A 26581-nucleotide genomic window follows, 5' to 3' on the forward strand; every position below is an offset into this window, starting at 1 on the left:
CTCAGCTCCGGGTGAGCTTCTTGTAGGTCGCGCGGTGCGGGCGCGCGGCGTCCGGGCCCAGCCGCTCGATCTTGTTCTTCTCGTACGACTCGAAGTTGCCCTCGAACCAGAACCACTTGCTCTCGCCCTCGTAGGCCAGGATGTGCGTGGCCACGCGGTCGAGGAACCAGCGGTCGTGGGAGACGACGACGGCGCAGCCGGGGAAGTCCAGCAGCGCGTTCTCCAGCGAGGAGAGCGTCTCCACGTCCAGGTCGTTGGTGGGCTCGTCGAGGAGCAGCAGGTTGCCGCCCTGCTTGAGGGTGAGCGCGAGGTTGAGGCGGTTGCGCTCACCGCCGGAGAGGACCCCGGCGGGCTTCTGCTGGTCCGGGCCCTTGAAGCCGAACGCGCTGACGTAGGCGCGCGAGGGCATCTCGACCTGACCGACGTTGATGTAGTCCAGTTCGTCGGAGACCACGGCCCACAGCGTCTTCTTCGGGTCGATGTTCTCGCGGCTCTGGTCGACGTAGGAGATCTTGACCGTGTCGCCGACCTTGATCGAGCCGGAGTCGGGGTTCTCCAGGCCCTGGATCATCTTGAACAGCGTGGTCTTGCCCGCGCCGTTGGGGCCGATCACGCCCACGATGCCGTTGCGCGGCAGCGTGAAGGACAGGTCGTCGATCAGGACCTTGTCGCCGAACGCCTTGTTGAGGTGCTCGACCTCGACGACGACATTGCCCAGCCTCGGGCCCGGCGGGATCTGGATCTCCTCGAAGTCCAGCTTCCGGGTCTTCTCGGCCTCGGCGGCCATCTCCTCGTAACGGGTCAGTCGCGCCCGGGACTTGGCCTGCCGCCCCTTGGCGTTGGAACGGACCCAGTCCAGCTCCTCCTTGAGGCGCTTTTGCCGCTTGGCGTCCTTCTGGCCCTCGACCTTGAGCCGGGACTGCTTCTTCTCCAGGTAGGTGGAGTAGTTGCCCTCGTAGCCGATGGCGCGGCCACGGTCCAGCTCCATGATCCAGCCGGCCACGTTGTCCAGGAAGTACCTGTCGTGGGTGATGGCCACGACGGTGCCCGGGTACTTCGCCAGGTGCTGCTCCAGCCACTGCACGGACTCGGCGTCCAGGTGGTTGGTGGGCTCGTCCAGCAGCAGGAGGTCGGGCTGCTCCAGCAGCAGCTTGCACAGTGCGACCCGGCGCTTCTCGCCGCCGGAGAGGGTGGTGACCGGCCAGTCCCCGGGCGGGCAGCCCAGCGCGTCCATGGCCTGTTCGAGCTGTGCGTCCAGGTCCCAGGCGTTGGAGTGGTCGAGCTTCTCCTGGAGCTTGCCCATCTCCTCCATCAGCTCGTCGGTGTACTCGGTCGCCATCTGTTCGGCGATCTCGTTGAACCTGTCGAGCTGCTGCTTGGTCTCGGCCACGCCGTCCTGGACGTTCTCCAGCACGGTCTTGGACTCATCCAGCGGCGGCTCCTGGAGCAGGATGCCCACGCTGTATCCGGGCGAGAGCAGAGCGTCACCGTTGGACGGCTGCTCCAGCCCGGCCATGATCTTGAGCACGGTTGACTTGCCCGCACCGTTGGGACCGACGACACCGATCTTGGCGCCGGGCAGGAAGCTCAGGGTGACGTCGTCGAGGATCACCTTGTCGCCGTGCGCCTTGCGCGCCTTGCGCAGGGTGTAGATGTACTCAGCCAAGAGGAACCGTCCGGCAATCTGTAGGTATTCGTTACGCGGCCAGGCCGCGCCTGGTCGTCGTGCGGCAACGCCGCGGGGTCGAAGAGGCGGCAGTGCCGCGCGGGTCGAGGTACGGCCGTGCCGCGTAAGGGCATACGCACCCCATCTTGCCGCACCCGCCGCCCGCCCCGGAAACGGGATCCCCTCGCCCGCCCGACGACGGCCGCACCCGGGCCCCGCCCACGGGCCCGGGAAAACCGGCCGAGCACGGCTCCCGGAGGCGGGACCAGGCGGGGGCCTGGTGGGACCGCCCGTGGAGCGGGCCCGCCGCCTTCACGCGGTCCCCGGCACGGTCTCCGTGAGCGTCGCGGTCAGGCCCGGCGGCGGACGGCGATCATGGTGAGCGCTCCTGCGGCGAGGAAACCGACGGCGACCACGGCGATCAGCCCGCTGCCCCCACCGCCCGTCTCGGCGAGGTCCCCGCTGTCCTGCGGCACGGCTCCCCCTCCCCCGACGGTGGCGGGCCGCACGGCCGCCCCCATCGTGGTCTGCCGGCTGAGGCCACCCATCGAGGCGGAGGTCGCGCAGTCGAGGACCCCGCTGAACGTCTTCTTGTACCCGCTCGGCCCCCGCATCGGTATCCGGTAGGGCTGGTCCTCCTTCACCGGCACGGTGAGCTTCCCGTGCTTCCCCTTCTCTATGTCCACGCTCTGGCCGCCCACTTTCATCGCGAAGGTGGCGTCGCCTCCGTTGGAGACGGCTATGTCCACTCCGCCTTCGGCGCAGTTCTCCTCCGCGACCGCCGCCGGTATCGGCCCTTCCTTGGCCCAGTTGACCGTGGCGGTCGCAGAGACCGTGGACTGGCTCGAACCGGCCAGGATCTGCGCCTGCCCCCGGCCCTTCTCTCCCGTCCCGGTGAAGACGCGGCCGACCGGGATCTTGGTGGCGGCCTGCGTGGTCAGCCCGGCCGTCCCCGGATCGGTACCGCGGGGCACATCGAAGTACAGCTTCGCCCCGTTGACGGCGGAATCGACCAGCTTGCCCTGCTCGTTGACGATCCGCACCCCTTGGGAGGCCGCCCGCGGCTGGGCCGCCACGCTGACGGTCGGCGCATTGGTCCGCACGGTGACCGGACCGACCCGCTCGCCGTTCCTGCCGGAGACCTCGGCCCGGTCGAGAGTGAGCGAGGCTCTCGGCTCGGTCATCTTCCGAGCGGACTTGACCAGATGCCTGGCGAGCTTTTCCGCCGCCGGATCGGCGGCTTTGATCTCGGGCCGTTCGGCCGCCGCGACCTGCCGGCCCTTCGCTGACTTCCCGGCCTCACCGGATCCCCCGGCCTCTTCGGACTTCTCGGATTTCCCGGACGAGCCGCGACCCAGGTGCTCGGCCTTGCCCGTGGGCCGGGCACCTGCCGCACCGTGCGCCCCGTTCTCAGCGAACCGCCAGATCGCCACCTGCGTGCCGGCCGCCGCGGCCTGCGGAGTGAGCCGCTTGGTGTGAGCGGCCTTCGCCAGCGCCAGGAGGTCGTTCATGCGCGGGTAGGAGTGCTCAAGTACCCACCGGATCTTGCCCGCGTTGCGATTGCCGTACAGGGAGGAGGACTTCCAGGCCCCTTCCTCGTAACGCGCCTGCTCCTGAATGGGGTTGAGGGCGTCGATGCCGTAGGTCTGGAGGGTCCCGCCGCCATCGACGGTCATCTCGAAGAGACCGGCGCTGACCTTCTGCGTCTCGCCCCCCTGGCGGATCTCCGCCTCGCCGGCCTCCCGGAGTCCGTTCAGTGTGGCCACCGCGCCGCTGCGCTGCTCGGGAGCGTCCGCACCGGAGCCGCTTCCCGCGACCGCCGGGACCGCGACCGTCACCATCCCGGCCGCACACAGCCCCGTGGCAGCCGTGATGGAGGCGAGGCGGCTGGTCATCCGCCCGCGTACAGAAGTCATGGTCTTCCCTTCTTGGCAGCCCGGCCCCCAGGTGGCCGCTGATCTGCCGCAAAGCTCTGAACCCCCCGGTCAGTACGCGTACGGATAGTAGAGAGCGAAGGTAACCCCTTCCCCTGGAATCTCATCCGTCACTCATACCGACTCGGAATCGTTATCGCCGAATCCGGCGGACCGGGACGATCGCGGCGCGGCCCGCTGACCTGGAGCAACTCATTCCGCTTTGGCTCCTCCTTTCTTTCCGCCCCTCCCCCTGCGCCCCTCCCCGGCTGTCCGAGGGGCCGCCCGTGGGGCTCCCGCCGTGACGGTTTCCGCCAGCTCGAACTCCTCAGCGAGAGGCACCGGGCCTTCGGGTCCGTCCGCCTCACTGGGCACCGGCCCGTCACCGGAGTCACTCACGGGGACGCTCACGGACCGGGCAGAGGCAGGGAGCCGGGTCAGCTCGGGGTTCGCACGTGAGACCCGTACGAACGCCGCGGTACCGCGCGAGAGGTCGTGCCCGACCGTGGAGGCCGACAAGTCGGCGTTGAGATAGCGCCGTCCCTCACGCTCGTCCTCCATGATCCTCAACTGGCCGCGCACGATGACCGGCTCGCCCCGCGCCACCGACGAGGCCACATTCGTGGCCAGCGAACGCCACGCCCAGACCGTGTAAAAGCTGGTGAAGGCGTCGGACCAGCTTCCCTTGCGCCGGTCGAAACGCCGCACCGTGCTGGCGAGCCGGAATCTGGCGACGGCCACGCCCGAGGGCGAGGTCCAGTGGTCGACCTGCGTCGCCACATTCCCGCTGACTGTCACTTCCGTCTCGTTCATGCGAACCACCCCCTGGGCTCCGTGCCTTCGTGACCCAGCATGCGGGCCGCAGCGGAGCCGTGGGGGAACGGCTTCGGATCTGGGGATTACCCAGCGGTTGTGGACAACTCCGTCACTCGCGTGAGTGACCCGCCCCCGCCGGAATCGTGCCTTCCGCCCCATCCGCACTGTCCGCGCCCGGCACAACCGCCCGGTCCGCCGCGTCGGGCAGGTCTGCCGCGTCCAGTCCGTCTGCCGGGCCCACTTCGTCAGCCGGGCCCCTCATGTCCGGCCCGCCCAGAGCGTCCCGAACATCGAGCTCGTTGAACGTCCCCGCCGCACCGGCCGCACCAACCACACCGGCTGCACCGTGCACGTTCCGTCCCACCGCGCCGGCCGCGATCGCGTACTGCTCACGCACCTCGCGATAGCGCATCAGCTCGGCTGCCACCGGCTCCAGCACGCGCGTCCGGCCGCAGGCCGCAGCCGACTCGCGCAGCCTGCGCTCCTCTTCCAGCCCATAGGTCCTGGCCGGTCCGCGAGCCGCCGCCCGGCACCCCCACGCGAGCAGCGGCCCGCCCACGGTGCCCGCCACCAGGACCGCGAACGGCACCAGCATCGTGTTGAGCGCACGGCCGGTGATCATCAGCGTCAGCAGCCAGAGCGCACCGGCCACTTGCGGGGTGAACAGCAGCCACTGTCCGGCGAGAGCGGCAATGTGCCAGGAAGGGCGCGCCGGCCGGGCACGACCGGCCCGCTTCCTCCCCCGCTTGCTCTCCCGGGTATTCGCCCGTTCGCCCCCCGGTGCGCGAGCACCCGCCGATTCATCGTGTACCGAGTGCGAGTTTTCCGGCGCCGGATTCTCGCTTTCCTCCCCGTCCGCCGCGTCGCCGGAGGCCGCCTCGCCGGAGCCGTCGAGCCGCTCGGCCCCGGCGCGGGCGCCGCGCTCCGTCTTGGCGCCGCCTCTCCAGGTGGTGGTGAGAGGCCCGGCGCTTTCCTCGATGACCTTGTCCAGAGCCTCCGGCAGTCCTGCCGCGCCGCGCCGGGCCGCGTCCCTGACGGTGCGCGCCCAGGGCCCCGGCAGACCACTGGCGGCGGCGTCCGCCAAGTCCCGCACGGCCTGCGCCACCACCGGACGTGCGGCGAGCGGCTGTTGCAGGGTCTCCCAGGGGCGCGGCTCCAGGCTGCCCGCCCGCGAAGCCGTCTCCTGGGACGGCGCATCCGTCTCCGGCGTCACCCGGCTCACATACCAGCGCAGCATCCGGACCCACGGCGTGCCGGACGCCTCCTGCGCCCGCCGCAACCAGGCACGTTCGGCGGCGTGGCCGGCGGCGGCAGCGCCCACAGCGACGGCCAGACGGTCCTCGAAGTCCTGACGGGCGATGTCCGTCAGCCCCGCCGGCCCGTACATGGCACCGGGCCCGGGATCCGCGTACACGGGACGCAGGCGCTCCATCGCTCCGTCCAGGTCGGCGCTGAGGCGTAGTACGGAGGCCCGGCGGCCGGCGATGAACTCGCCCAGGTCCTCGCGCAACTGGCCGACGCCCTCCTCCGTGAGCGCGGAGGCGGCCAGCACGGCCGCCCCCGGCTCACCGTGCTCGCCGAGCGCCATCCCGTCCTCGTCCAGGAGCCGTCGCAGATCCTCCAGAACCGCGTCAACCGCGTCCCGGGTGAGCCGGTCGGTCTGGTTGAGCACGACGAACGTCACCTCCGCGTGCCCCGCCAACTGCCGCAAATAGCGCTCGTGCAGGACGGCGTCCGCGTACTTCTCGGGATCGACGACCCACACCACCGCGTCCACGAGTTCCAGCATCCGGTCGACCTGTTCACGGTGGCCCGGAGCGACCGAGTCATGGTCCGGCAGGTCGATCAGCACCATCCCGCTGAAGGCGTCATCCCGCGCGCGGTGGCGCGCGTGCTGCGGAAGGCCGAGCCGGTCGAGCAGACCGTCGGCGCCATCAGCGTCTTCCACCTCCCATGTGCACGCGACGGGCGCCGCGGTGGTGGGACGCCGCACGCCGACCTCCGCGAACCAGGATCCCGTCAGCGTGTTGAAGAGGGACGACTTGCCGCTCCCCGTCGCCCCCGCGAGCGCGACGGTCGTGTACGCGCGGGTCAGGCCACGGCGCGCCGTCGCCCCGTCGAGCACGCGTCCGGCCTCGGCGAGCGTCTCGGCCTCCAGCCTGGTACGGGAGAGGCCGATCAGCTCGCGCAGCGCTCCAAGTCGCTGGTCCAGCGTCTCGTCGGCGGCGTCCGGCGCGTAAGTGCCTTCATCCGGTGCGCCGTTTTCGTACCGAACGGCTCCGGAGCCCCCCGGAGCCCCGTCGGTTTCCTTGCCTTTGTCCCCGGTGAGCCAGTCGGCGGCACCCAGTTCGTCGGCCCGCTGGTCGTAAACCTCGGACACGCCCCACAAGTTTCCGCCACCGCTCAGCGGGGTCGAGGGGGCCTCGTACGCGGGTTCGACACGCTCCCCGGAGCGGGTTTTCGACGACCATCCGGTCAGCGGATCCGTCAGTACCGGTTCGCCCCTGGGCGAGTCCAACACCTGCATGCCGGGAGCGGACACGTCTCGGCCGGGGGCACCGGAAGCGGACGGGTCCTGGACCGGGCTGCCCTGAGCCGGCCTGGCCTGGACGGGCGCGCCCCCCGGGATGCGCGAGCTGGACGCAGGCGCTGCCGGAGCGGGCGCTGGCGGAGCGGATGCCTCCGCTTCCGGGATGGACGCTGACGGAGCGGGCGCTTCCGGGGTGGGCACCGCCGAGGCGGGCTCCGCCGGGACGGAGGCCCCGGGCGCCGACACCGGCGCGGTGAAGGCAGGCGCGTCCGATTGGTTCGTGCGCGAGCCCACCCCAGCACGCGCGGACGGCTCCGGTTCGTGCGGGTGCGCTCTGTGCTCCGATGGGCCATGCGCGTGCGGGCGGCCCATCGAGGGCGCGCCATGCCCTCCTGGGGAGGCGTAAGCGTGCTCGGGGTCCGGATGTTCGCCGCGCACCGGATGCTCGGCATTTCGCACGCGCTCGGCAGGCGCGCGGCGGGCGATCAGTCCGTCTCCCCAGGGAACGTCGGGTTCGGGCGCGGCTCGGGTGTGCGCCGCCGCCGCTCCGCCCCTCGGGGCATCTCCGCGCCCTGGCGCGCTCTTCACCCGCTGCTGAGCCTCGCCCGGTCGAGGCTCCTGGACCTCCGCTTCGCCGCATCCGGAACGGTCGGCCCCGCCGGGAAGCTCAGCCGAGTCGGAAATCTCGGCCCGGCCGGAAGGCTCGGCCTTGACGGGAAGCTCACGCTCGGGGCACTCGGGCCGCTCCGCGCGCGTGGGGGCCGCGAGGGGTCCGGAGTGCGCGACAGGCTCGGAGCGTCCGGATCGCTCAGGCTCGCGACGCTCGACAGGTACGGCACGCTCGGCGTACGCGCCACCCTCCGAGCGCCGGCCATCCTCGGAACGCCCCTGCCCAGCAAGGCGCCCGGCAGGAGCGACAGGTTCGGCGTGCCCGTCCCGCTCGGCGTTCTCCGGGCGCTCGATCCGTTCGGAGAACTCGGCACGCCCAGAATGCCCGGCACGCTCCGAGCGTTCGACAGGTTCCGAGCGCCCGATGCCCTCCGCGAGTCCGGCCCGCTCGATCTCTTCGATACGTTCACTCTGTCCGACGTACCCGATGTGTCCGGCGTGTTCGACACGCTCAGCCCGCTCGGCCCCTTCGGCCCCCTCCGCCCTCTCCACGCGACCGGAGCACGAGGGACACTCAGTCCGCCCGCCACCTGTTTCCGCGTCGCCCGAATCTGACGGGCCGAGCCGGGCGCCGGTGTCGTCCGGTGCGGTCCCGCCACCCCGTACCAGCGCTTCATCCGGTGCGTCCGCACGGTCCGGCGCGCTCTCGTCCACCCGTGCCCGCGCGGGTACGTCCTCGGGGGCGCGCGCACCACCCGACTCCCGCTCACCGCCCGTTCCGCACCCACCGCCCGGAAGGTGCGCTTCCCCCCACCCGCGCGCCCTATCCGGCGCGTACGCGCCCTCCCGCACCCGCGCGCCCTCCCGCACGCGCGCATCCTCAACCGCTGGTGCACCATCCGGTACACGCGGCGCCCCGCCCGGTACGCGCGGCGCACCATCCGGTACGTGCGGAGCACCTCCCCACGCGTACGCGCCATACGGGCCCGGCGCATACGCACCGCCCCCCGGTTCGCGTGTCGAGGCATCCCGCTCGTGGCGGGACTCCCGCCCCTCGGACGTTCCGTCCGCTCCGGACTCAGTGGAAGCCACCCCGGTCACCTCTCCCTGTGCACGCTTTGCAAGCCGCCCGACGTGCGCGTCGGCGGGAATTCACCGGCCGCCTCCGCCTTGCTCAGCACGGAGAACGCGGCCACCAGCTCCATCTGCGGTTCCGGCCCGGCATCCAGCGCGTCCAACGGGGCGAGCCGGCGGTCGCGTTCGCCGTCCAGGACGCGCTCCACACAGCCGTTCAGCAGCGCTGTGCAGCGCTCACGCAGCCCCTGGGCGCTCTCCTCACCGAGCAGTTCGCTCAGCGCGGCCTCAGCTCCCACCACACGCCGTCCGCCGAGAAGGGCGGCGGCGAGCAGGCCGGTGACATGTTCTGTCTCACCATCCGGTGAGACGGCGCGGCCGGCGGCGCACACTTCCTCGTCGACGAGTTCCTCGACGCACCGGCGCCACCGGCGTACGAGTACGCCGATGCGGCCCCGTTCCCCTTCCCCGCTCGCGCCTGCCGCCGGCGGAAGGTTCAGCGCCGACTCGGGTCCGGTGCGGCGTTCCTCGATGATCCGTTCATCGGCGGCGGCGACGGCGCCGGACAGCAGAGCGGTCAGCCCCTCGGTGAAGGCGTCGAACAGCTCGTCGCCCTCGCTGTCGGTGGGGAAGCCGCGCCAGTGTGCTGCCGCGTCGCCCGCCAGCAGCTCTCCGGCGACGATACGGGCGCGCAGCCGGGAAGTGGCGCTCTCGTAGGCCGTCTCGACCTGCTGGGTGAGCCGCAGCGCCGTCGCGTACTGTGCGGCCGACGCGCCGGCCAGGGAGGCGATGCGGGGGCGCAGCGAGCGGAGCGCTCCGGCGGCGGTCCTGCCGGCCGCCGCCTCCCGTGCGGCGGGGTCGCTCGCGCACCGCTCCAGCCAGTCGCGCAGCCCGCACACGGCGGACACGGGCAGCAGCCCGGAGCCGCCGGCGGATTCGGGCAGCTCCGGAATGGTGAAGCGCGGCACCTGACCGAGGCCCTCGCGCTCCAGGAGGACGCCGTACTGGCCGGCAACCTCGGCCGCCATCTGGTGCGGCACCCGATCCAGCACGGTCGCGAGCGTGACGTCGTACTCCTTGGCGGTACGCAGCAGGTGCCAGGGCACGGCGTCGCCGTAACGGGCGGCCGTGGTGACCAGGACCCAGATGTCGGCGGCACAGATCAGCTCTGCCGCGAGGTCGCGGTTGCGCGCGACGAGGGAGTCGATGTCGGGCGCGTCGAGAAGAGCGAGGCCGCGCGGCAGTCCCGCGTCCGTCTCCAGACGCAGGGCGACGCTTCCGTCCTCTTTTTCGTCTTCATCCTGTCGCATGCCCTCGGGGAGCCCTGAACTCGCTTCATCCGGTTGATGACGCGCATACGGATCCGGACGGCGGGACGGCGAGGGATACGCGGATGAGTAGGGGGAGGGCGCGGAGGAGTACGGGGAGGAGGCCGGATACGCGGAGGATTCCGGATGCGCGGAGGAGGAGTATCCGAAGGAGTGCCCTGAGGAATACGCGGAGGAGTATCCGGAGGCACAGCCGGAGAAATGCGTGCCCCGCTGCGAGTAATGCTCGGATTGCCGGTAATGCTCGGGTTGCTGGTAGTGCTCGGGTTGCGGGTGGTATCCGGCGTCCCGCCGCAGCGGGCCCGCTCCCGGGACGCCCGCCCGCGAGGCCCCCATAGCGGGCTCGTCACCGAGGCCGAAGCTGCCGCCCACTCCCATGGAAGTGCCGAGTCCGGTTCCGTCGTGGGTGCCGGGTGTGTCCTGACGAGGCACCCACACGCGCTCCAGGCGAGGCAGCACGCGCTCGCCCACGAACCAGGGCCGGTCATCCGGATGGCAGACGAGCACCGGGGTGCGTGTCGTGGGCCGCAGCACGCCGGCCTCGCTGACCCTGCGCCCCACGAGCGAGTTCACGAGCGTCGACTTGCCCGCGCCCGTCGAGCCGCCGATCACCGCGAGCAGCGGCGCCTCGGGGGTCCGTACCCGCGGCAGGAGGTAGTCGTCGAGCTGCGCCAGCAGCTCCGCCCGGGAGCGTCGGGCACGTTCGGCGCCGGGCAGCGGCAGCGGAAAGCGCGCGGCGGCAACCCGCTCACGCAGTGCCGTGAGCGCGTCGAGCAGTTCAGGCCGTACGTCCAAGATCGCCACATGTGCAGAATGCCCAATTTTGCGACGCTTTTGAAGCGTATTCACGGTTGATCCTGACGAAAATGGACGCTTTCAGCAGGCAATGCCCTCATTCACCCCCCGTGACCCACCTGCAACCCCGCCGCACCCATAACGACTGCGCAACACCCACACCTCACAGCGCCAAAACCGCTGCAGAAATCGCACCCGCCTGCGATTATCGGGATCGCTTCACTGAACCTCCACATGGCGTCGCGGACGTGAAGCGAGCAGGACGAGCCCCACGGCCCCCTATCCTTGACCCCGCCATGGTCACTCCGGGGGACGAGCGAGCCCGCCCATCCGCGACGGAGACCGGCCCCCGTAGCTCAGTGGATAGAGCAGGCGCCTTCTAAGCGCTTGGCCGCAGGTTCGAGTCCTGCCGGGGGCACCACTGACACCACGTCAGGTCGGTCGCGTTTTGCCTGGTCAAACAGCGTCTGACCCTCGCAGAGTTCCAGCGTGCACCGCCTCGCCGGAAGGCACGGGAGTCCGGCTGACACCGGCTGGAAATGGGCCTCTACGGGTGCCTGTCCCCATGCGTCCCCCAGCCTCCCCCGCCCAAATGCACCCGAATGCCCCCTGTCGAACCACGCCGAAGGGCGGTGCGGGCCACCTCTACCTGGGGTCCGCACCGCCCTCGAACGTGTCCGACTACACCGCTCCGGGGACGTAGCGGATCTCTTCGATCTGCTTCAGGTAGTTCGCCAGCTGGCCGGCGATGCACCTCGCGTAGATGGCGAGGAGCACGGGCACGCTGTTACCTGCCCACTCGGCGACCTGGGCCGGGGGTATGCCCTTGTTGAGCCACGCCGTGAGGCAGGTGTGGCGGCAGTCATACACGCGCTTGCCTGCGGGCGACTGGAACTCGTGCGGCTTGAGAACAGCCTTTCGGGCCTTCATCCAGACCCGTCGGAACACCGAGCCCGCCAGCATGCCGCCGTTCTCCCCGGGGAAGAGGAGGTCGGTCGGCTTGAGCTTGTAGCGGTCGATGATCACACGGAGGAAGGCGACGAGGTCGGGGTGGATGGGCACGGTCCGGGTGTCGCCCTCCGCTCGCCCCTTCAGGTCCCGGTCGTCGTGGGGCTTACCGGTATCGGTCCACTGGCTGCCGACCTCCGGCCGGGCGTCATGGACGATGAACTCGCCCCAGCCCGTTTCGGGGAGCGTGGCGTCGCTCACATACAGCGCGACGACTTCCTCCGGTCGCAGGCCAGTCTACCGGGCCTTCGTAGCACAGGGTGGCGAAGAAGGCCCGGTAGATGAGCCCCCGCCGAGGGCGCTTGCCTATCCAGTCGAGGAGCACGGTGACCTGCTGCGGATTCAACAGCGAGCGCTTGTCGATGGCCTGGGCGACCTTGGGTGCGCCGCCTCCGCTGCCCTTCCCCTTCGGTAGGGGGTTCTCACGCAGGATGCCGTGACGAACGGCATATTCCATCGCCAGGTTCATGATCCGCCGGTTGCGGGTCACGGAGCTGGCTGCTGCCGTAGTGCCGTCCAGCAGGGTTCCGAGAGCGGAGACGACCGTGTCGATCCGGTCCGACTGCTCCCAAGCCGCCATCGACAGCGTGTTGCGCTGGACCCAGTCGAGGATGACGCGAACCTCGTCGGGTATCGGCTCTTCGGGGTTGGTCCGGCGCTTTGAGTTGAAGGCCCACTCGCGCAGCGCAGTACGCACCTTGACCGGATCAAACTGCTTCGGGGGCGTCCGAAGCAAGGCGATGGTGGCGGGGGTCATCGCCTTGGCTACGTTCTTCCGCTGGTTGGCAGAGAAGTGCGGCCATGTCTTGTCGACGAACTCGACGGCAAGGTCATACCAGTTGGTATCCGCCGCCTTGCTGGAGTATGAGATCGGCATGCCGGTCTCGGCGCTGAAGGGCTCGCCGCGCTTGACTGCGGTCAACAGATCAGAGCGTCGGGCATCCGCGAGTGCCTTGGTCGGGTAGGTCTTGCTGTGCTTTTTCGTGCCGACCTTCCAGGCCACCTTGTAGGTGTATCCGTTCGCTCGCGTCCGGCGCTCAATGTTGTAGATCCGTACGTCAAACGTGCCACCGATCAAGAGGCATCCTCACAACCACTAAGCCAGTTTTCGAAGTCGCTGCGCCGTACCCGGAGGCTGCCGTTGGGAAGTCGGATGCAGCGCGGCCCTCGCCCCTTCTGTCGCCAGTCATAGAAGGTGGATCGAGCTATCCCCAGCTCGTCACACACATCATCGACCGTCAGCTTTTCCCCGGGCCGCACCGCTACCGCCACGCCGCCACCTCACAGATGCCGAGGGCAGGGCCCGTTGTCATCTCGGAGCGGAAAAGGGCAGGAGTTATCACGGATCGGCACATGGCAGGGTTTCCTTGCTGGGGAGCGAGGAGCGACAGGGCGCGGCAGCATCACCTTGCGCGGTCTGCGCCAGGACGGCCGCCTGCCAGCGGCACACGCTGCCTACGGCATAGACGCCGCAGCGAAGCTGCTTCGGGCCTCCTCTTACCAACGCGAAGCTGCCTGCGTCCGCCACGGCTCCACCGCCAAGCGCAGCCGAAGTGCGAACACCTCAATGGTCGCGATAATCGCCGGTTTGGCTAACCGGCGATCGTCATCTATTTTGCGCCGCATCAGCTAAGACCGGCAGTTTCACGGAATGACCCGAGGTGCCAGTTGGTACAGGCGCAGAGCCAGAGTCGCGACGTCACGTGGCCCCCTGCTCGGGAATCCATGTGTCCCAGGCCACTGGCCGCGCGTTGAGTTCGAGAGTGCCGCTTGCGCACAAGGACTGCGCGGCCCCGCAGTAGCTTCGTTGCAGCACATCCACGCAGAAGAGTCCGACCGCACAGACCCAGGCACACTGCCAACTTGAGGTCGTACCGAAATAACCCACCGCCCGTCCCAACCAAGCGCCCAGTGCGCCGAGGACAGAACAATCGAGTGAAACGAAGCGAGCGGTTCGGCCAACAGAACCAAGTAGACATCCTCCAAAATTGGGGCCAGCCAGCACGACATCTCACGCGTAGGACTGCGGAGTGAGTTCACAACCCTCGCCACAGCGTCGTAATCAGGTGATCTGGCCTGGCCTTTCCGGGACGTTGTACGTTGACGTGACCCCGGTGGAGGTTCCAGTCTTTTGCAGTCGTTGCCTGTCTGCTCTGGGCGAATTCCCACCTCGCCCCATCGCGGAGACGCTCGACCTCTGGCCGATACGGCAATGGGAACCTTCGAATGTGGCCGTCTTGGTGTAGCCCGCGAGCACCTAAAAGGACCAGCTGAGGGTCGGCGACGAGCACACCGACCTCCTCCTGTCTGGCGGATTCTCACCGCGATCAAGGGGCCGCCAGCGGGAACCGTCACCCGGTCGAATCTCCTGCCCGACTGCGTCGAACGCCTTTTTCCAGACGACCACTTTCCATCACGCTCTGGATAGGAGAAACTCTGTTGGGTCACGACTGGGGGAGGGATGGCCATGGGCCGACACGGTGACGGCAAGGAAGGCCAGGAGGGCGACCAGAAGCAGCCGCCCAAGGAGAGCGACGGCAAGTGGGAGCGGCCCATCCCGCCGGACAAGGATCCGGACGAGCGGTGACCAGCCCCGAACACTTGCTGCTGGCCCTGCGGAAGAAGGCCGCTCCTCTGGCTGGCTGGGAAGCCGCCGTGGCCGCCGTGCCACGGGAGTTGTTCCTGCCGGACATCTTCGAGACCCCGCACGGCATTCTCTCGCGTCGTTCGGATCCTGCCGGGTGGCTTCAGGCCGTTTACGAGGACTGGCCACTGACTACCCAGGTCAACGACGGGAACCCAGTCGGGAGCGGGGGGTTCCGGCTGCCTACCTCCTCCAGCTCGATGCCGTCGATGATGCTGCAGATGCTGGACCTCCTCCGTGTCAGCGAGGGGGATCGGGTACTGGATGTGGGCGCGGGTACCGGGTATCAAACCGCGTGGCTTGCTCACCGGCTCGGCGACGAGCACGTCATTGCGGTCGATGTGGATCCCGAACTGGTCAAGCAGGCCGAAAGCAATGTGCGGGCAGCCGGGTACCAGCCACGGATGGTGTGCGGGGACGGCACAGCCGGCTGGCCCCCGGGCGCCCCGTACGGGCGGATCATCGCTTCCTACACCGTGCCCGAGATTCCCTACACCTGGGTAGAGCAGGCTCCCGGCGGCAGAATCGTCGCACCGTGGGGCGGCTCGTTCTTCGGCCACTCCTTCGCAGTCCTCGACGTGGGCAACGGCAAGGCCCACGGCCGGTTCACCGGCCACCCGGCGTTCATGCGCTCACGCCCCGGGCGACCACAACGCGGCTTCCTGCGCGACTGGCTCCACCACCAGGACGACGCCATCGAGGCCAGCACCCGCACCAACCCACTGGCCATCTCACGGGACGCGGATGCCCTCTTCCACCTCGATCTCGCCGTGCACGGCGTCTGGCACATGGAAGTCGAGGCCGACGACGACAGCGGGGAAGTCACCTGGTGGCTTCTGTCGGACGACCGCTCCTCCTGGGCCGCAGCCGACTACGTGCCCGATCAGCACCAGTACGTCATCGCGCAGTACGGGCCCCGGCAGCTGTGGGACGAGGTCGAGACCGCCTGGACACGGTGGGACCGCATCGGTCGTCCCGGACGCGACCGGGTGGGCATCACCGTCACCCCGGAAGGGCAACATCTGTGGCTGGACAAGCCCGGAAACCACCTGCCCGCACCGTAGCAGCGCACAATGCGCCAGAGAGGCATGAGCCTGGACTCGGGTCTTCCTGCTGAACTACCCAATCCCACTGCCACGAGGGCATCGGCCTCGCTGTGATCGCCCACCGCTTGCTGTGGGTGCGAGAGCGGCCCCACGGCCACGAAGACGGGGAGCCCATCCATAGAGTCGAGATCACATTCCTGTGCACGATGACCGGAAGCACGGCCCTGACTGGGGGCTCCATCGAAGACCAACATCAAGTGGGACTCGAATGGGTCCCGATGGAGCGCGTCTCCACTCTCGCCACCCTGAGCCACGACTACCGAGAGCGCATCGCAGCCCTGGCAGACCCTCGCATAGGCGGAGCCGCCTACCTCGGATACCACGATTGAGGACTGATAGGGCACCGCACCGCGGCGGCACCCATGGGTAGAGGATCGACGGCAGCGTGAGGGTCCGTGGTCACGAACGTGCGATGCGACGCCACTCCATTGCCCCGTTCAGCCTTCCCGCGCATGCCAACCCCCGTTTAGGTAGACGGCCATAGTTCAGAGTGAGGAATCATGGCGTCCCGCTGGTCCATACGCCAATGTGAAGCTGTGGGGGGGGGTCCTCCCCAACAGCCATGGGGAGGCCCCCCTCTTCGCTCTCCTACCGGCCGGCTTCGCTGGTGCGGGCCGAGCTCACGAACCTGCCCCCGCCTACATGGAGAGCCCTAGGTGTATTGCCCTGAGAGGTTGGGGACGCGGCTGGCGGGTGGTTGGCCTTTCAGCGCGGTGTGTCCGCGGTGGTGATTGTAGGTGTGCAGCCAGCCGGGAAACGCCTTGCGGCGTTCGGTCTCCGAGCGGTAGGGGCGGGCGTAGGCCCATTCGTCCAGCAGGGTGCGGTTGAAGCGTTCGACCTTCCCGTTGGTCTGCGGCCGGTAGGGCCGGGTTCGCTTGTGGGCGATCCCGGCCGCGGTGAGCAGGTCGCGCCAGGCGTGTGAGCGGTAGCAGGAGCCGTTGTCGGTCAGGACACGTTCGACGGTGACGCCAGCCTCACGCCGCCGGCCTCCACCGCCGCGCCACCGCACTGGACCAGCAGGCAGGCCGCGTCCCCGGCCCGCTGGGCGAGCGCCTGCGCCACAACGCCACTCGGCTGCGCGACCTCGCCGATGGCCACCGCCGCACCCGCATCAGCCTCCAGGACGGCACCGCATGAGCCCTGCACCCGACGAACGCGACCGCATCCGCGCGGCCATGGACCGCATCCTGCAGGGAAACCCGGAGCATTCCACCGGCACGCTGACGATCGTCGCCCTGGCCCAGGAAGCCGGCGTGCCCCGCAACGCGCTCACCCAGCGCCACCTGGACATCAAGAACGACTTCTACGCGCGGGTCAGGGAACGCGGGCAGTTGCCCGAGTCCGAGATCCGCCTGCGCCAGCAGATCGTCAAGCTGAAGGAACTCCGCGCCAAAGGCACCACCGAGGTGGCACAGCTGCGGGTGGATGTCGAGCACCTCGTCCGTGCTGTCAACCAGCTGACCGTTGAGAACCGGCAGTTGCTCCACGCGCCGTCTGAGACCAACCTTCCGATCCGGGCGTTGCCGACCCGACCGCCCCCGGGCCGAAGCCACTGAGCCGCTGCCCGATGTCCGGGTGCAGGTGATGGCTTCGCCGCAAGATGGTGCTGGCCAGCAGGACGAAGTGCCCGTCTCCACCACACACGTCGGCCTCGTGAAGGTCTGCCTCCCAGCTCCAGCGAGCGTGCGTCGGCCGACGGCTGATACTCGCCCGGCCAATCTCCCGGACTCGGATGCGGGCCTGCCATGGTCGGAGGAATCATCGGTGGTCAGGTGCGGCGGGCAACCCAAACAGATGAACTCCGCAGCCGACGCGCTCCGAGCAGTGGTGTCGATGCGGCCAGGGAGGTCCTACTCGTCATGCCGGTGGGATCAGCCGTGGGTTGGCATCGCGAAGTCTGCGCGGACCTGGCTGTCGTTGGGCCAGCGGGTGGTGGCGGTCTTGTAGCGGGTGTAGAAGCGCACGCCTTCGGGGCCGTGGATGTGGTGGTCACCGAACAGGGACCGCTTCCAGCCGCCGAAGGAATGGAAGGCCATGGGGACCGGGATCGGCACGTTGACGCCGACCATGCCCGCCTTGACCTTGGCCAGGAAGGTGCGGGCCGTGTGCCCGTCGGCGGTGAAAATCGCGGTGCCGTTGCCGAACTCGTGGTCGTTGACCAGTTGAAGGGCCTCGGCGAAGGACTGGGCGCGGACCATGGCCAGCACCGGGCCAAAGATCTCCTCGCGGTAGATCCGCATCTCAGGAGTCACCTGGTCGAACAGGGAACCTCCGAGGAAGAAGCCTCCCTCGTGCCCGGGGAACGGGATCTTGCGGCCGTCGACAACCAGTTCGGCGCCTTCACCGGTGCCCACGTCGAGGTAGTCGGCCACCTTGTCGCGGTGGGCCTTGGTGACCAACGGCCCCATTTCGACTCCAGCCTCGGTACCCGGGCCGACCCTGAGCTCGGCGAGCGCCGCGACCAGACGCTCACGCAGAGCGTTCGCAGTGGCCTCTCCGACAGGCACGACAACCGCGATCGCCATGCACCGCTCGCCCGCCGAGCCATAGGCAGCACCCATCAGCGCCGCAACGGCCTGGTCAAGGTCAGCATCGGGCATGACGACCATGTGGTTCTTGGCGCCGCCGAGCGCCTGGACACGCTTGCCGTTAGCGGAAGCGGTCTTGTGGACGTACTCGGCGATGGGCGTCGAGCCGACGAAGCTGACGGCCTCGACGTCGTCATGTGCAAGGAGGGCGTCCACGGCCGTCTTGTCGCCGTGGACAACGTTGAACACGCCCTTGGGCAGCCCGGCCTCGGTGAGGAGCTTGGCGAGTTCGACGCTGAGGGTCGGGTCCTTCTCCGACGGCTTCATCACGAAGGTGTTCCCGCAGGCGAGCGCCACGGGGAACATCCACAGGGGCACCATGGCCGGGAAGTTGAACGGCGAGATGCCGGCGACGACCCCAAGCGGCTGGCGCAGGGACACCGCGTCCACGGCACGGGCGACGTTCTCAGAGAACTCGCCCTTGAGCTGCTGGGGGATGCCACAGGCGAACTCGACGGCTTCGAGCCCGCGGACGATTTCGCCCTTCGCGTCGTCGAGGACCTTGCCGTGCTCGGCCGTGATGATCGCGGCCAGCCGGTCCGTCTCCCGTTCCACCAAGTCCCGGAACCGGAACAGGATTCGGGCGCGAACGTGCGGCGGGGTGACGGACCATGCCTCGAACGCCTCGGCGGCGGACCGAACCGCTGTGTCCACGTCCTCGGGGGTCGCCAGTGCGACGAGGCCCGTCACCTGGCCGGTCGCAGGGTTGTATACGTCGCTGCGGTGCTCGGCGCCGCGGTTGTCGAGACGTCCAGCTATGTAGTGGTCGATGGGCGCGGGGGCGTTTGCTGTCGTGGGCATTGCGGCTCCTCCTGCGGGGCGGGTGTCAGGCGTAGACCTGGGAGTAGAGGGTCTGGATCTCGTCGGCGGTGGGCACGACGGGGTTGTTGGCGGGGGAACCGGACCCGAGGGCCTGTTCGGCCATGAGAGGTGTCAGGCGGGTCCACTCGTCCCGGTTGATGCCGTAGTCACGGGGCGTGGGGACTTCCAGGTCACGGCACAGCGTGCGGAGTGCGTCGGCGAGCTTGTCGGCGGCGTTGGCGTCGCTGTCGGTGGCGGTCGCGGCGCCCAGGGCACGGGCACAGTCGGCGTACCGGCTGGAGGCGGCGTGGATGGAGAAGGCGGTTACCGCGGGGAACAGCATGGCGTTCGACATGCCGTGGGCGACGTGGAAGTGTGCGCCGATGGGGCGGCTCATGCCGTGGACGAGGGCCACGCTGGAGTTGGAGAAGGCGATTCCGGCCTGGGTGGCGGCGAGCATCATCGCCTCGCGGGCCTCGGCGTCGCTGCCGTCCGCGTAGACGCGGCGGAGTCGGCGTCCGATGGTCGTGATCGCGGTGAGTGCGAGGTTGTCGGAGAACGGGTTGGCCTTGCTGCTGACGTATGCCTCGACGGCGTGGGTGAGTGCGTCGATGCCGGTGTCGGCGGTCAGCCGGGGAGGCATCGACATGGTCAGTTCGAAGTCGACCACTGCGGCGGTGGGAAGGAACGCGGGACCTACGCAGAGCATCTTCTCGTCTGTCGCGCTGTCGCTGATGATCGTGAACTGGGTCGCTTCCGATCCACTGCCTGCGGTGGTGGGCACGGCGATCACTGGGAGTGCGGGTCCGTGGTTGGTGCGGGGCGCTTTGTAGTCGCGCATCTGGCCGCCTTGCGCGCCGAGGAGGGCGAGGGCCTTGGCTGTGTCCATCGGGCTGCCGCCGCCGAATCCGACCACGACGTCCGCTTCGTGGTCGTGCAGGGTCTTCAATCCGGAGGCGAGTGAGTCGGTGGTCGGATCGGGCACCGTGTCGGAGAACAGCTGCGGGTGCAGGCCGGCGTCCCGCAGCGTAGCCGTCAAACGATTCGCCGCACCGGTCGAGACCAGGAAGGCGTCCGTCACGATGAGTGGGCGGCTCAGCCCCAAACCGGTGACGACGTCGCCCAACTCGTCTGCGGCACCGCGTCCGACGCGCATGATCCGTGGCAGGGACAGACTGGCAATCATGGAGAACCTCTCGACGGTGGGAGGAACGAAGGGGGAGTGGGGCCGCTGGGCGGCGTTCCGACTGTGCCCCCTCCTGGGTGTGCGTTCAATCGCCAATGACGCAGAGTCGCTGTGCAGAAATGCAGATACGCTGCGTGCGTGCAACCCCGTAACGGAGCAGCCGACGAGCAGCCGCCCCCCCGCCCGGACGCGGGCCGGGGCACGGTCGACCCCCGCAAGCTCCGTGCCGACGATCTGCGTCACTTGCTCGCCGTGGCCCGCACCGGACGCATGGTGGCCGCCGCCGACGTACGCGGTGTCGACCACACCACGGTCTCCCGCCGGATCAGTGCGCTGGAGAAGAGCCTGGGCGTGCGGCTGATGGAGCGGGGCACCGAGGGCTGGGTGCTGACGGACGCGGGCAAGGCCGTCTCGGAGAGCGCCCGCGCGATCGAGGACGCCCTCGACCGTGTCGCCGACGTGGTGTCCGGCCAGGACACGGCCTCACTGCACGGGACCGTGCGGGTGAGCGCGCCCGACGGCTTCGGCACCGTGATCGCCACCCCTGCCCTGACCCGAGTACGTCGCCGCCATCCGGGACTGCAGGCCGAACTCATCACCGCGACACGGCAGTTGACCCTGCACCCGTCCGGATTCGATCTCGCCCTGGCCATCGGCAGGCCCACGGGCAGCCGTCTGGTGACCGAGCACCTCACCGACTACACGCTCGGGCTGTACGCCGACCGTGAGTACCTCGACCGGTGCGGGGCCCCCGAGTCGCTTGCCGACCTGCGCGACCACGCCCTGATTTTCTACATCGAGTCGATGCTCCAGGTCGGCGCCCTTGACATCGGACGTCACTTGCCGGGTCTCACCCCCGCCTTCACTTCCACCAACGTCTTCGCCCAGGTCGAAGCGACCCGCCTGGGCGCCGGCATCGGCGTACTGCCGGCGTTCCTCGCCCACCGGGCACAGCTTCAACGGCTGCTGCCCGACGAGGTCGACATCCGGCTGCCGATCACGCTCGCGGTGCGGCGCGAAGCGGTCACCCAGGCCGCCGTGCGGGCCGTGCGGGACGCCCTGCACCACGAGGTCACCGAGCGCGCCGCCGACCTGCTCCCCACCTGAACCGGCCCCCTGGACGGGCTCCGGCACGGATCACGAGACGTTTTCCGGCCCGTAAATTCCGCGCACGCCCGTTGACGTTGCCCCTGGGGGCAAGGCTTAGCGTCCAGCCATCGCCGAGGTTCGAGCCAGAAGGTCCCCTTTGCGGGCGGAGAACATCACGGCGTTTCCCGGACTCTCCGCGGCGATACCGGCCTCGACACGGCCGGAGAGGAACTGCCCCTGCCTCACCTCGCCCCAGAAAGGGCGTGACCGAATGCCATCTGTTCAAGACAGAAAACCTTCAACTACCAAGACGGCAGCGGCACATCCGTCGCGTGCCAAGGCATGGGGACTGACCTCGGTCCTGATGCTGCTGTACTTGATCAACTACGGTGACAAGGTCCTCCTCGGGATCGCGGCCCAGCCCCTCAGGGAAGAACTCGGGCTGAGCGCCTCACAGATCGGCCTCGCCGGAAGCGTCTTCTTCTTCGCCATGACGGCAGGAGGCTTCCTGGCCGGACCGATCGGCAGATGGGCACCACTGAAGTGGGCCCTCGGCACGCTCGCCATCGGCTGGGCGCTGTGTCTGCTGCCGATGATCGTGGCAGCGAGCTTCGTCGTCCTGGTCGCCAGCCGGCTCCTTCTGGGACTCTTCGAAGGACCGTCGAGCGCCCTGATCCACACCGCCGCCTACTCCTGGCACCCGGTGGAGAAGAGAGCACTGCCCGGCGCGCTCATCACGTCCGCCGCAGCACTGTCGAAGATCCTCATCGCCCCCGTCCTGGCGTATCTGGTGGCCGCCCACGGATGGCGGTCCGCGTTCCTCGCGATGTGCGTGGTCGGCCTGGTCTGGGTCGTGACGTGGCTGTCCGCCTGGTCTCTCGGACCCTACGGCGCCGAACACGCCTCCGGCCAGGGCGCGAGGCAGAAGGGCGGCCGCACGCGCACAGTCAGTTGGTCCGCCATCCGCACGCCCACCTTCCTCGGCGGCCTGGCCGCCGCGTTCTCCTTCTACACGCTCGTCTCCGTCGTGCTGACCTGGCTGCCGTCCTACTTCGAAGTCGGCCTCGGCTACTCCCGCCTGGAAGCGGGGACGATGTTCGGCTTCCCGAGCCTGGTCGCCCTCGTCGCTCTGTTCGGGACGTCGTACCTCGGCGACCGCATGATGACCAGAGGCGTCAGCTCCCGGATCCACCGGGGCATCATTCCGGGAGCGGGACTGCTGATCTGCGGCCTGTCCATGGTCTGCCTGCCGCTGATCGGCATTCCCGGTGTGGTCGTCGCCGCCGTCTCCGTCGGCTACGGGCTGGGCACCATGGTGTTTCCCCTGCTCAACGCGGCCGTCTCCGAAATCTGCCCCAAGGAGCAGCTGGCCGGGACGCTCGGCGTGTTCCTGGCTGTGATGAGTTCCGGCGGCATCGTGGGCCCGTACCTGGCCGGCAAGATCGTCGATGCGGTGGACTCCCCGGCCTCGGGATACGCCCTCGCCTTCCAGGTCCTCGGCGCCGTCGCCATCATCGGTGCCATCACGGCACTGCTCACGGTCAACCCGCCCCGTGACGCCCGGCGCGTCCTCGCCGACCGGGACGACGCTTGACCTTGCCCCAAGGGGCAGGGTTTAGCGTTGAGGGCGAGGTGAGCGGCATGAAGATCGGTGAACTTGCACGTCAGGCAGACGTGACGACCAAAGCGGTGCGCTACTACGAATCGCTGGGGTTGATCACACCCGAACGCCTCGCCAACGGCTACCGCGACTACGGCGAGGACGACGTACGCCTCGTACAGGAGATCAGAACCCTCCACCAGCTGGGAATCCCCGTCGAACGCACCCGCCCGTTCCTCGAGTGCCTGGCCGCCGGAAGCCTGCACGCAGACGACTGCCCTGCGTCGCTGGCCAGCTACCGCGACTCCATCGACGAACTCACCGAGCGCATCGAGGCATTGACCGCCCGCCGCGCCACACTGATCAGCAACCTGAACGCAGCCGCTCACCGCGGCAGCAGAGTCGTACCGGCCGCGGACACCGGAAACGGAGGCGAGGACTACGTGACACTCCCCGCCGTCCTCCCCAGGCCCGCGGACGACGGCGCCGCCGACCACCTCCCCGGCCTGAAGGCCCCCTCGGTCACCCTGTACAACACCGCGGGCAAGGCGATCGAGCTGGACGCACTCGGACCGCGACGCACCGTGATCTACATCTATCCCCTCACCGGCCGCCCCGGCACCGACCTGCCGGAAGGCTGGAACACCATCCCCGGAGCCCGCGGCTGCACCCCCGAATCGTGCGGCTTCCGGGACCACTTCCAAGATCTCCTCGAAGCGGGCGCCGGCCGCGTGTACGGGCTCTCCAGCCAGGACACCGAGTACCAGCACGAAGTCGTGGAACGGCTCGCCCTCCCCTTCGACATGCTCTCCGACCCGGCCCTCGAACTGGCCGACTCCCTCGGCCTTCCCACCTTCGAGGTCGACGGGACGAGGCTGTTCAAGCGGCTGACCCTCGTCATCCGCGACGGCGAGATCGAGCACGCCTTCTACCCGATCTTCCCGCCGAACGAACACGCCCAGCAGGTCCTGACCTGGCTGCGCACCAACCCCCTGTAAGGCAACCGCAAGGACCCGGACACGCGCCGGACCCTCCTGCCGTCATGCCCGCAGGAGGGTCCTATTACTCCCTATTTGTGCCGAGAGGTTGACCATGTACGTCCCCGAACACTTCATGCCCAGCGAGGACGCCGTCCGCGACCTGCTGACCAACCAGCAAGCCTCCGACCTCGTCACCGTCACCGCACAGGGACTCCTGTCCACGCTGCTGCCCTTCGAGTACGCCCCCGACACCGGCGAGCACGGCGCCCTCATCGGCCACATGGCACGCGGCAACGACCAATGGAAGGAACCCGCACAGGGCGAGGCCCTGGTGATCGTCCGCGGGCCCGAGGCGTACGTGACGCCGTCGTGGTACGCCACCAAGCAGGAGCACCACCGAGTGGTTCCCACCTGGAACTACATGACCGCCCACGTCTACGGGCAGCTCGTGATCCACGACGACCCGGTCTGGACCGAGTCGCAGATCCGCCGCCTCACCGACCGGCACGAGACCGGCTACGCCGAGCCCTGGTCCGTCGACCAGGCCCCGGCGAAGTTCATCGAGCGGCAGCTGCGCGCCGTCGTCGGGGTCGAACTGGTCATCAGCCGGATAGAGGCCAAGTTCAAGCTCAGCCAGAACCAGCCGCAGGAGAACGTGGAGGGCGTCATTGCGGGCCTCGAAGCACGTGGCCAGGCCGACGACGCCGCGGTTGCCGCCGCCGTATGCGCCCACAACCCGCACGTGTCCGCGTCCTGACCCGCCCCGGCATCTCACGCCCTGCGACACCACGGCGGCGCCACCTGACCGGCGCAGCCCCGAGAGGACCCTGATGACCACAGCCGACACCGAAGTCGAAATCGACCTCGTGGTGGCCCGTCGTGCCGACGAGGCCCACGCGGTCGTCGCCCTCGAACTACAGCGCGTCGACGGCGCTCCGCTACCCTCCTGGACCCCCGGCGCCCACGTGGACCTGCTCCTCGACGACGGCCTCGTACGCCAGTACTCCCTCTGCTCCACACCCCACGACCTGCACGTGTGGCGGATAGGCGTACTGCACGTACAGGACGGACGTGGCGGCTCACGGCACGTTCACGACACGTTGCACGAAGGCGCAACGGTGCGGGCGCGCGGGCCGCGCAACAACTTCCGCCTCGTGCCTGCCGAGCGCTACCTCTTCATCGCCGGCGGCATCGGCATCACACCGATCCTGCCCATGCTGGAGGAAGCAGAACGGCAGGGCGCGGACTGGGAGTTGGTGTACGGCGGGCGCTCGCGGGCCTCGATGGCCTTCCGAGAGGAACTCGTCAAGCGCTACCCGGACCGGATCCGTGTCCACCCGCAGGACGAGCACGGAATCCTGGACCTTGACTCACTCCTCGGCACACCCCGGCCCGGCACCCTCGTGTACTGCTGCGGTCCCGAGGGCCTCCTCAAGGCGGTCGAGGAACGGTGCGCCGCCTGGCCCGCCGGCTCCCTGCACTTGGAGCGGTTCGCCGCCAAGGAGGTGCCAGCCCCGCACCGGGACGAAGCGTTCGAGGTCGAGCTGGCGAAGTCGGGCATCACGGTGACCGTGGCGCCGGGCACCTCGGTCCTCGAAGCCGTCGAAGAGGCCGGCGTGAAGGTCCCCACCTCCTGCCGCGAAGGCACCTGCGGCACCTGCGAGACGGACGTCCTGGAGGGCCTCATCGACCACCGCGACTCCGTCCTCACCAGCGAGGAACAGGCCGCGCAGGACACGATGATGGTCTGCGTCTCCCGCGCCGCCTGCCCACGCCTCGTCCTCGGCCTCTGACACACCCCCAGCCGGCTCATCGCCTGCCAGCCGCCCACTTGGAGACTCACATGTTCCGTGGCCTCAGCGCCTTCCCCCTCACTCCCACCACCGAAAGCGGCATCGACGAGCAGGCGTTTAGCACCCTCGTCTCCCGCCTCGCCGCCGCAGGCGTAGAATCGATCGGCGCTCTTGGCTCCACCGGCGGCTACGCCTACCTCACCCGCGAGCAGCGCGCCCGCGTGGCCGCCCTCGCCGTCGAAGCCGCCGATGGCGTGCCGGTCATGATCGGCATCGGAGCGCTGCGCACCAAGCAGGTCCTCGAACTCGCCGAGGACGCCCAGAAAGCAGGCGCCTCCGCAGTGCTCCTTGCCCCGATGACCTACCAGGCCCTCACCGAGGACGAGGTGTTCGGCCTGTACGAGGACGTCACCCGCGAACTCTCGGTCCCGCTGTGCGTGTACGACAACCCCGCCACCACGCACGTGAAGTTCACCGACGAACTCCACGGCCGCATCGCCCAGTTGCCGAACGTCGCCGCCATCAAGATCCCCCCGGTGCCCGACGACCCTGCCCAAGCCAAGGCACGTATCGACGCGCTGCGCGCCCTGATCCCCGACACCGTCACCATCGGCGCCAGCGGCGACTTCGCCGCCGCGAACGGACTGAACGCGGGCTGCGAAGCGTGGTACTCGGTCGTCGGCGGCCTGTTCCCCACCACTGCCCTTGCCATCACCCGCGCCGCGCAGGCCGGAAACGATGCCGAGGCCACCGCATTGTCCGAGAGGCTGGAGCCGCTGTGGCAGCTGTTCCGCCGGTACGGCAGCCTGCGCGTGATGTCCGCCGCAGCCGAACAACTCGGCCTGGCCGAAGACCCCAACCTCCCGCGCCCCCTGCAAGCGCTGCCGCTGCCAGCACGCCACGAACTCGCTGCGGCTCTCACCTCCACGGGCCTCACGGCCTGAACCAGAAATGCACAGCGCGATCACTGACACACACCGTGTAATCCGGCCAGGCGTTCTCTACTCCTGCTCCCCGTGCCCAACCACTCAGGACCCGTCTAGATCTAGCTCTGG

Annotated in this window: 20 protein-coding genes, 1 tRNA gene and 1 pseudogene; 11 read left to right on the forward strand and 11 right to left on the reverse strand. The window is 69.1% G+C overall.

Annotated features, from left to right (window positions below; all coding sequences use genetic code 11):
• Position 1: 1 nt before the first annotated feature.
• The 4 genes from ettA to ABD339_RS04310 all read right to left on the reverse strand — a co-directional run bounded on the left by ettA (position 2) and on the right by ABD339_RS04310 (position 6922).
• Positions 2 to 1666 (reverse strand): energy-dependent translational throttle protein EttA, encoded by a 1665-nt coding sequence (ettA, locus tag ABD339_RS04295; RefSeq protein WP_344562222.1) that lies wholly within the window; start codon positions 1664 to 1666, stop codon positions 2 to 4.
• A 350-nt stretch (positions 1667 to 2016) separates the two neighbouring features.
• Complete coding sequence (locus ABD339_RS04300) at positions 2017 to 3582, reverse strand: thioester domain-containing protein (RefSeq protein WP_344562224.1); 1566 nt, start codon at positions 3580 to 3582, stop codon at positions 2017 to 2019.
• Between the two features lie 210 nt (positions 3583 to 3792).
• A complete protein-coding gene (locus tag ABD339_RS04305) occupies positions 3793 to 4392 on the reverse strand; it encodes a single-stranded DNA-binding protein (protein ID WP_344562226.1) in 600 nt (199 codons plus the stop codon).
• Positions 4393 to 4504: 112 nt separating this feature from the next.
• Entirely contained in the window at positions 4505 to 6922 is a 2418-nt protein-coding gene (locus ABD339_RS04310; RefSeq protein WP_344562228.1) for a GTPase, read from the reverse strand.
• A gap of 411 nt (positions 6923 to 7333) precedes the next feature.
• On the opposite strand from ABD339_RS04310, the gene ABD339_RS04315 reads away from it, so the two are divergent.
• On the forward strand, positions 7334 to 8149 hold the full coding sequence (locus ABD339_RS04315; RefSeq protein ID WP_344562230.1) for a hypothetical protein: 816 nt from the start codon (positions 7334 to 7336) through the stop codon (positions 8147 to 8149).
• Positions 8150 to 8631: 482 nt separating this feature from the next.
• Here the strand turns inward: ABD339_RS04315 and ABD339_RS04320 are convergent, their stop codons facing one another.
• On the reverse strand, positions 8632 to 10731 hold the full coding sequence (locus tag ABD339_RS04320) for a GTPase domain-containing protein (RefSeq protein ID WP_344562363.1): 2100 nt from the start codon (positions 10729 to 10731) through the stop codon (positions 8632 to 8634).
• A 345-nt stretch (positions 10732 to 11076) separates the two neighbouring features.
• On the opposite strand from ABD339_RS04320, the gene ABD339_RS04325 reads away from it, so the two are divergent.
• A tRNA-Arg gene (locus ABD339_RS04325) sits at positions 11077 to 11152 on the forward strand.
• 260 nt (positions 11153 to 11412) lie between these two features.
• Here the strand turns inward: ABD339_RS04325 and ABD339_RS04330 are convergent.
• The 3 genes from ABD339_RS04330 to ABD339_RS04340 are packed head-to-tail and all read right to left on the reverse strand — an operon-like array spanning position 11413 to position 13011.
• Entirely contained in the window at positions 11413 to 11940 is a 528-nt protein-coding gene (locus tag ABD339_RS04330) for a hypothetical protein (RefSeq protein WP_344562231.1), read from the reverse strand.
• A complete protein-coding gene (locus tag ABD339_RS04335) occupies positions 11888 to 12817 on the reverse strand; it encodes a hypothetical protein (RefSeq protein WP_344562232.1) in 930 nt (309 codons plus the stop codon). The genes ABD339_RS04330 and ABD339_RS04335 overlap by 53 nt, the downstream gene beginning before the upstream one ends.
• The gene (locus ABD339_RS04340; protein ID WP_344562233.1) at positions 12814 to 13011 is read right to left on the reverse strand and encodes a helix-turn-helix transcriptional regulator; all 198 of its coding nucleotides are present in this window, start codon (positions 13009 to 13011) and stop codon (positions 12814 to 12816) included. Before ABD339_RS04340 ends, ABD339_RS04335 begins: the two co-directional genes overlap by 4 nt.
• Before the next feature lie 1311 nt (positions 13012 to 14322).
• Between ABD339_RS04340 and ABD339_RS04345 the strand changes: the two genes are divergently transcribed.
• Entirely contained in the window at positions 14323 to 15447 is a 1125-nt protein-coding gene (locus ABD339_RS04345; RefSeq protein ID WP_344562234.1) for a methyltransferase domain-containing protein, read from the forward strand.
• A gap of 188 nt (positions 15448 to 15635) precedes the next feature.
• Entirely contained in the window at positions 15636 to 15818 is a 183-nt protein-coding gene (locus tag ABD339_RS04350; protein ID WP_344562235.1) for a hypothetical protein, read from the forward strand.
• A gap of 323 nt (positions 15819 to 16141) precedes the next feature.
• Here ABD339_RS04350 and ABD339_RS04355 read toward each other — a convergent pair.
• Positions 16142 to 16465: pseudogene (locus tag ABD339_RS04355) on the reverse strand (integrase core domain-containing protein); the annotation flags it as partial.
• 157 nt (positions 16466 to 16622) lie between these two features.
• Here ABD339_RS04355 and ABD339_RS04360 point away from each other — a divergent pair.
• Positions 16623 to 17045, forward strand: coding sequence for a hypothetical protein (locus tag ABD339_RS04360; protein ID WP_344562237.1), 423 nt, complete (start codon positions 16623 to 16625; stop codon positions 17043 to 17045).
• A gap of 315 nt (positions 17046 to 17360) precedes the next feature.
• On the opposite strand, the gene ABD339_RS04365 is transcribed toward ABD339_RS04360, so the two are convergent.
• Both ABD339_RS04365 and ABD339_RS04370 read right to left on the reverse strand, forming a co-directional pair.
• Positions 17361 to 18878 (reverse strand): CoA-acylating methylmalonate-semialdehyde dehydrogenase, encoded by a 1518-nt coding sequence (locus tag ABD339_RS04365; protein ID WP_344562239.1) that lies wholly within the window; start codon positions 18876 to 18878, stop codon positions 17361 to 17363.
• Positions 18879 to 18903: 25 nt separating this feature from the next.
• A complete protein-coding gene (locus tag ABD339_RS04370; RefSeq protein ID WP_344562241.1) occupies positions 18904 to 20064 on the reverse strand; it encodes an iron-containing alcohol dehydrogenase in 1161 nt (386 codons plus the stop codon).
• Positions 20065 to 20202: 138 nt separating this feature from the next.
• On the opposite strand from ABD339_RS04370, the gene ABD339_RS04375 reads away from it, so the two are divergent.
• From ABD339_RS04375 to ABD339_RS04400, 6 genes are all read left to right on the forward strand, one after another.
• A complete protein-coding gene (locus ABD339_RS04375; RefSeq protein ID WP_344562243.1) occupies positions 20203 to 21171 on the forward strand; it encodes a LysR family transcriptional regulator in 969 nt (322 codons plus the stop codon).
• 346 nt (positions 21172 to 21517) lie between these two features.
• The gene (locus tag ABD339_RS04380; protein ID WP_344562245.1) at positions 21518 to 22747 is read left to right on the forward strand and encodes an MFS transporter; all 1230 of its coding nucleotides are present in this window, start codon (positions 21518 to 21520) and stop codon (positions 22745 to 22747) included.
• A 47-nt stretch (positions 22748 to 22794) separates the two neighbouring features.
• On the forward strand, positions 22795 to 23751 hold the full coding sequence (locus ABD339_RS04385) for a MerR family transcriptional regulator (RefSeq protein ID WP_344562247.1): 957 nt from the start codon (positions 22795 to 22797) through the stop codon (positions 23749 to 23751).
• A gap of 94 nt (positions 23752 to 23845) precedes the next feature.
• Positions 23846 to 24490: an FMN-binding negative transcriptional regulator gene (locus ABD339_RS04390; protein WP_344562248.1), complete on the forward strand. Its 645-nt coding sequence runs from the start codon at positions 23846 to 23848 to the stop codon at positions 24488 to 24490.
• A 73-nt stretch (positions 24491 to 24563) separates the two neighbouring features.
• Positions 24564 to 25526 carry a PDR/VanB family oxidoreductase gene (locus tag ABD339_RS04395; RefSeq protein WP_344562249.1) on the forward strand — a complete coding sequence of 321 codons (963 nt, stop codon included), beginning with the start codon at positions 24564 to 24566 and terminating at the stop codon, positions 25524 to 25526.
• Between the two features lie 50 nt (positions 25527 to 25576).
• On the forward strand, positions 25577 to 26470 hold the full coding sequence (locus tag ABD339_RS04400) for a dihydrodipicolinate synthase family protein (protein WP_344562250.1): 894 nt from the start codon (positions 25577 to 25579) through the stop codon (positions 26468 to 26470).
• Positions 26471 to 26581 lie beyond the last annotated feature (111 nt).

Origin of the sequence: Streptomyces axinellae, assembly GCF_039532135.1 — a bacterium.
In the GTDB taxonomy this organism is placed as follows: domain Bacteria; phylum Actinomycetota; class Actinomycetes; order Streptomycetales; family Streptomycetaceae; genus Streptomyces; species Streptomyces axinellae.

What these genes read in the sequence shown, in the direction of transcription:
- ABD339_RS04300 (WP_344562224.1), bottom strand. Translation starts at nt 3,582, where the DNA reads ATGACTTCTGTACGCGGGCGGATGACCAGCCGCCTCGCCTCCATCACG.
- ABD339_RS04305 (WP_344562226.1), bottom strand. Translation starts at nt 4,392, where the DNA reads ATGAACGAGACGGAAGTGACAGTCAGCGGGAATGTGGCGACGCAGGTC.
- ABD339_RS04310 (WP_344562228.1), bottom strand. Translation starts at nt 6,922, where the DNA reads ATGCAGGTGTTGGACTCGCCCAGGGGCGAACCGGTACTGACGGATCCG.
- ABD339_RS04350 (WP_344562235.1), top strand. Translation starts at nt 15,636, where the DNA reads ATGACCGGAAGCACGGCCCTGACTGGGGGCTCCATCGAAGACCAACAT.
- ABD339_RS04360 (WP_344562237.1), top strand. Translation starts at nt 16,623, where the DNA reads ATGAGCCCTGCACCCGACGAACGCGACCGCATCCGCGCGGCCATGGAC.
- ABD339_RS04365 (WP_344562239.1), bottom strand. Translation starts at nt 18,878, where the DNA reads ATGCCCACGACAGCAAACGCCCCCGCGCCCATCGACCACTACATAGCT.
- ABD339_RS04370 (WP_344562241.1), bottom strand. Translation starts at nt 20,064, where the DNA reads ATGATTGCCAGTCTGTCCCTGCCACGGATCATGCGCGTCGGACGCGGT.
- ABD339_RS04380 (WP_344562245.1), top strand. Translation starts at nt 21,518, where the DNA reads ATGCTGCTGTACTTGATCAACTACGGTGACAAGGTCCTCCTCGGGATC.
- ABD339_RS04385 (WP_344562247.1), top strand. Translation starts at nt 22,795, where the DNA reads ATGAAGATCGGTGAACTTGCACGTCAGGCAGACGTGACGACCAAAGCG.
- ABD339_RS04390 (WP_344562248.1), top strand. Translation starts at nt 23,846, where the DNA reads ATGTACGTCCCCGAACACTTCATGCCCAGCGAGGACGCCGTCCGCGAC.
- ABD339_RS04395 (WP_344562249.1), top strand. Translation starts at nt 24,564, where the DNA reads ATGACCACAGCCGACACCGAAGTCGAAATCGACCTCGTGGTGGCCCGT.
- ABD339_RS04400 (WP_344562250.1), top strand. Translation starts at nt 25,577, where the DNA reads ATGTTCCGTGGCCTCAGCGCCTTCCCCCTCACTCCCACCACCGAAAGC.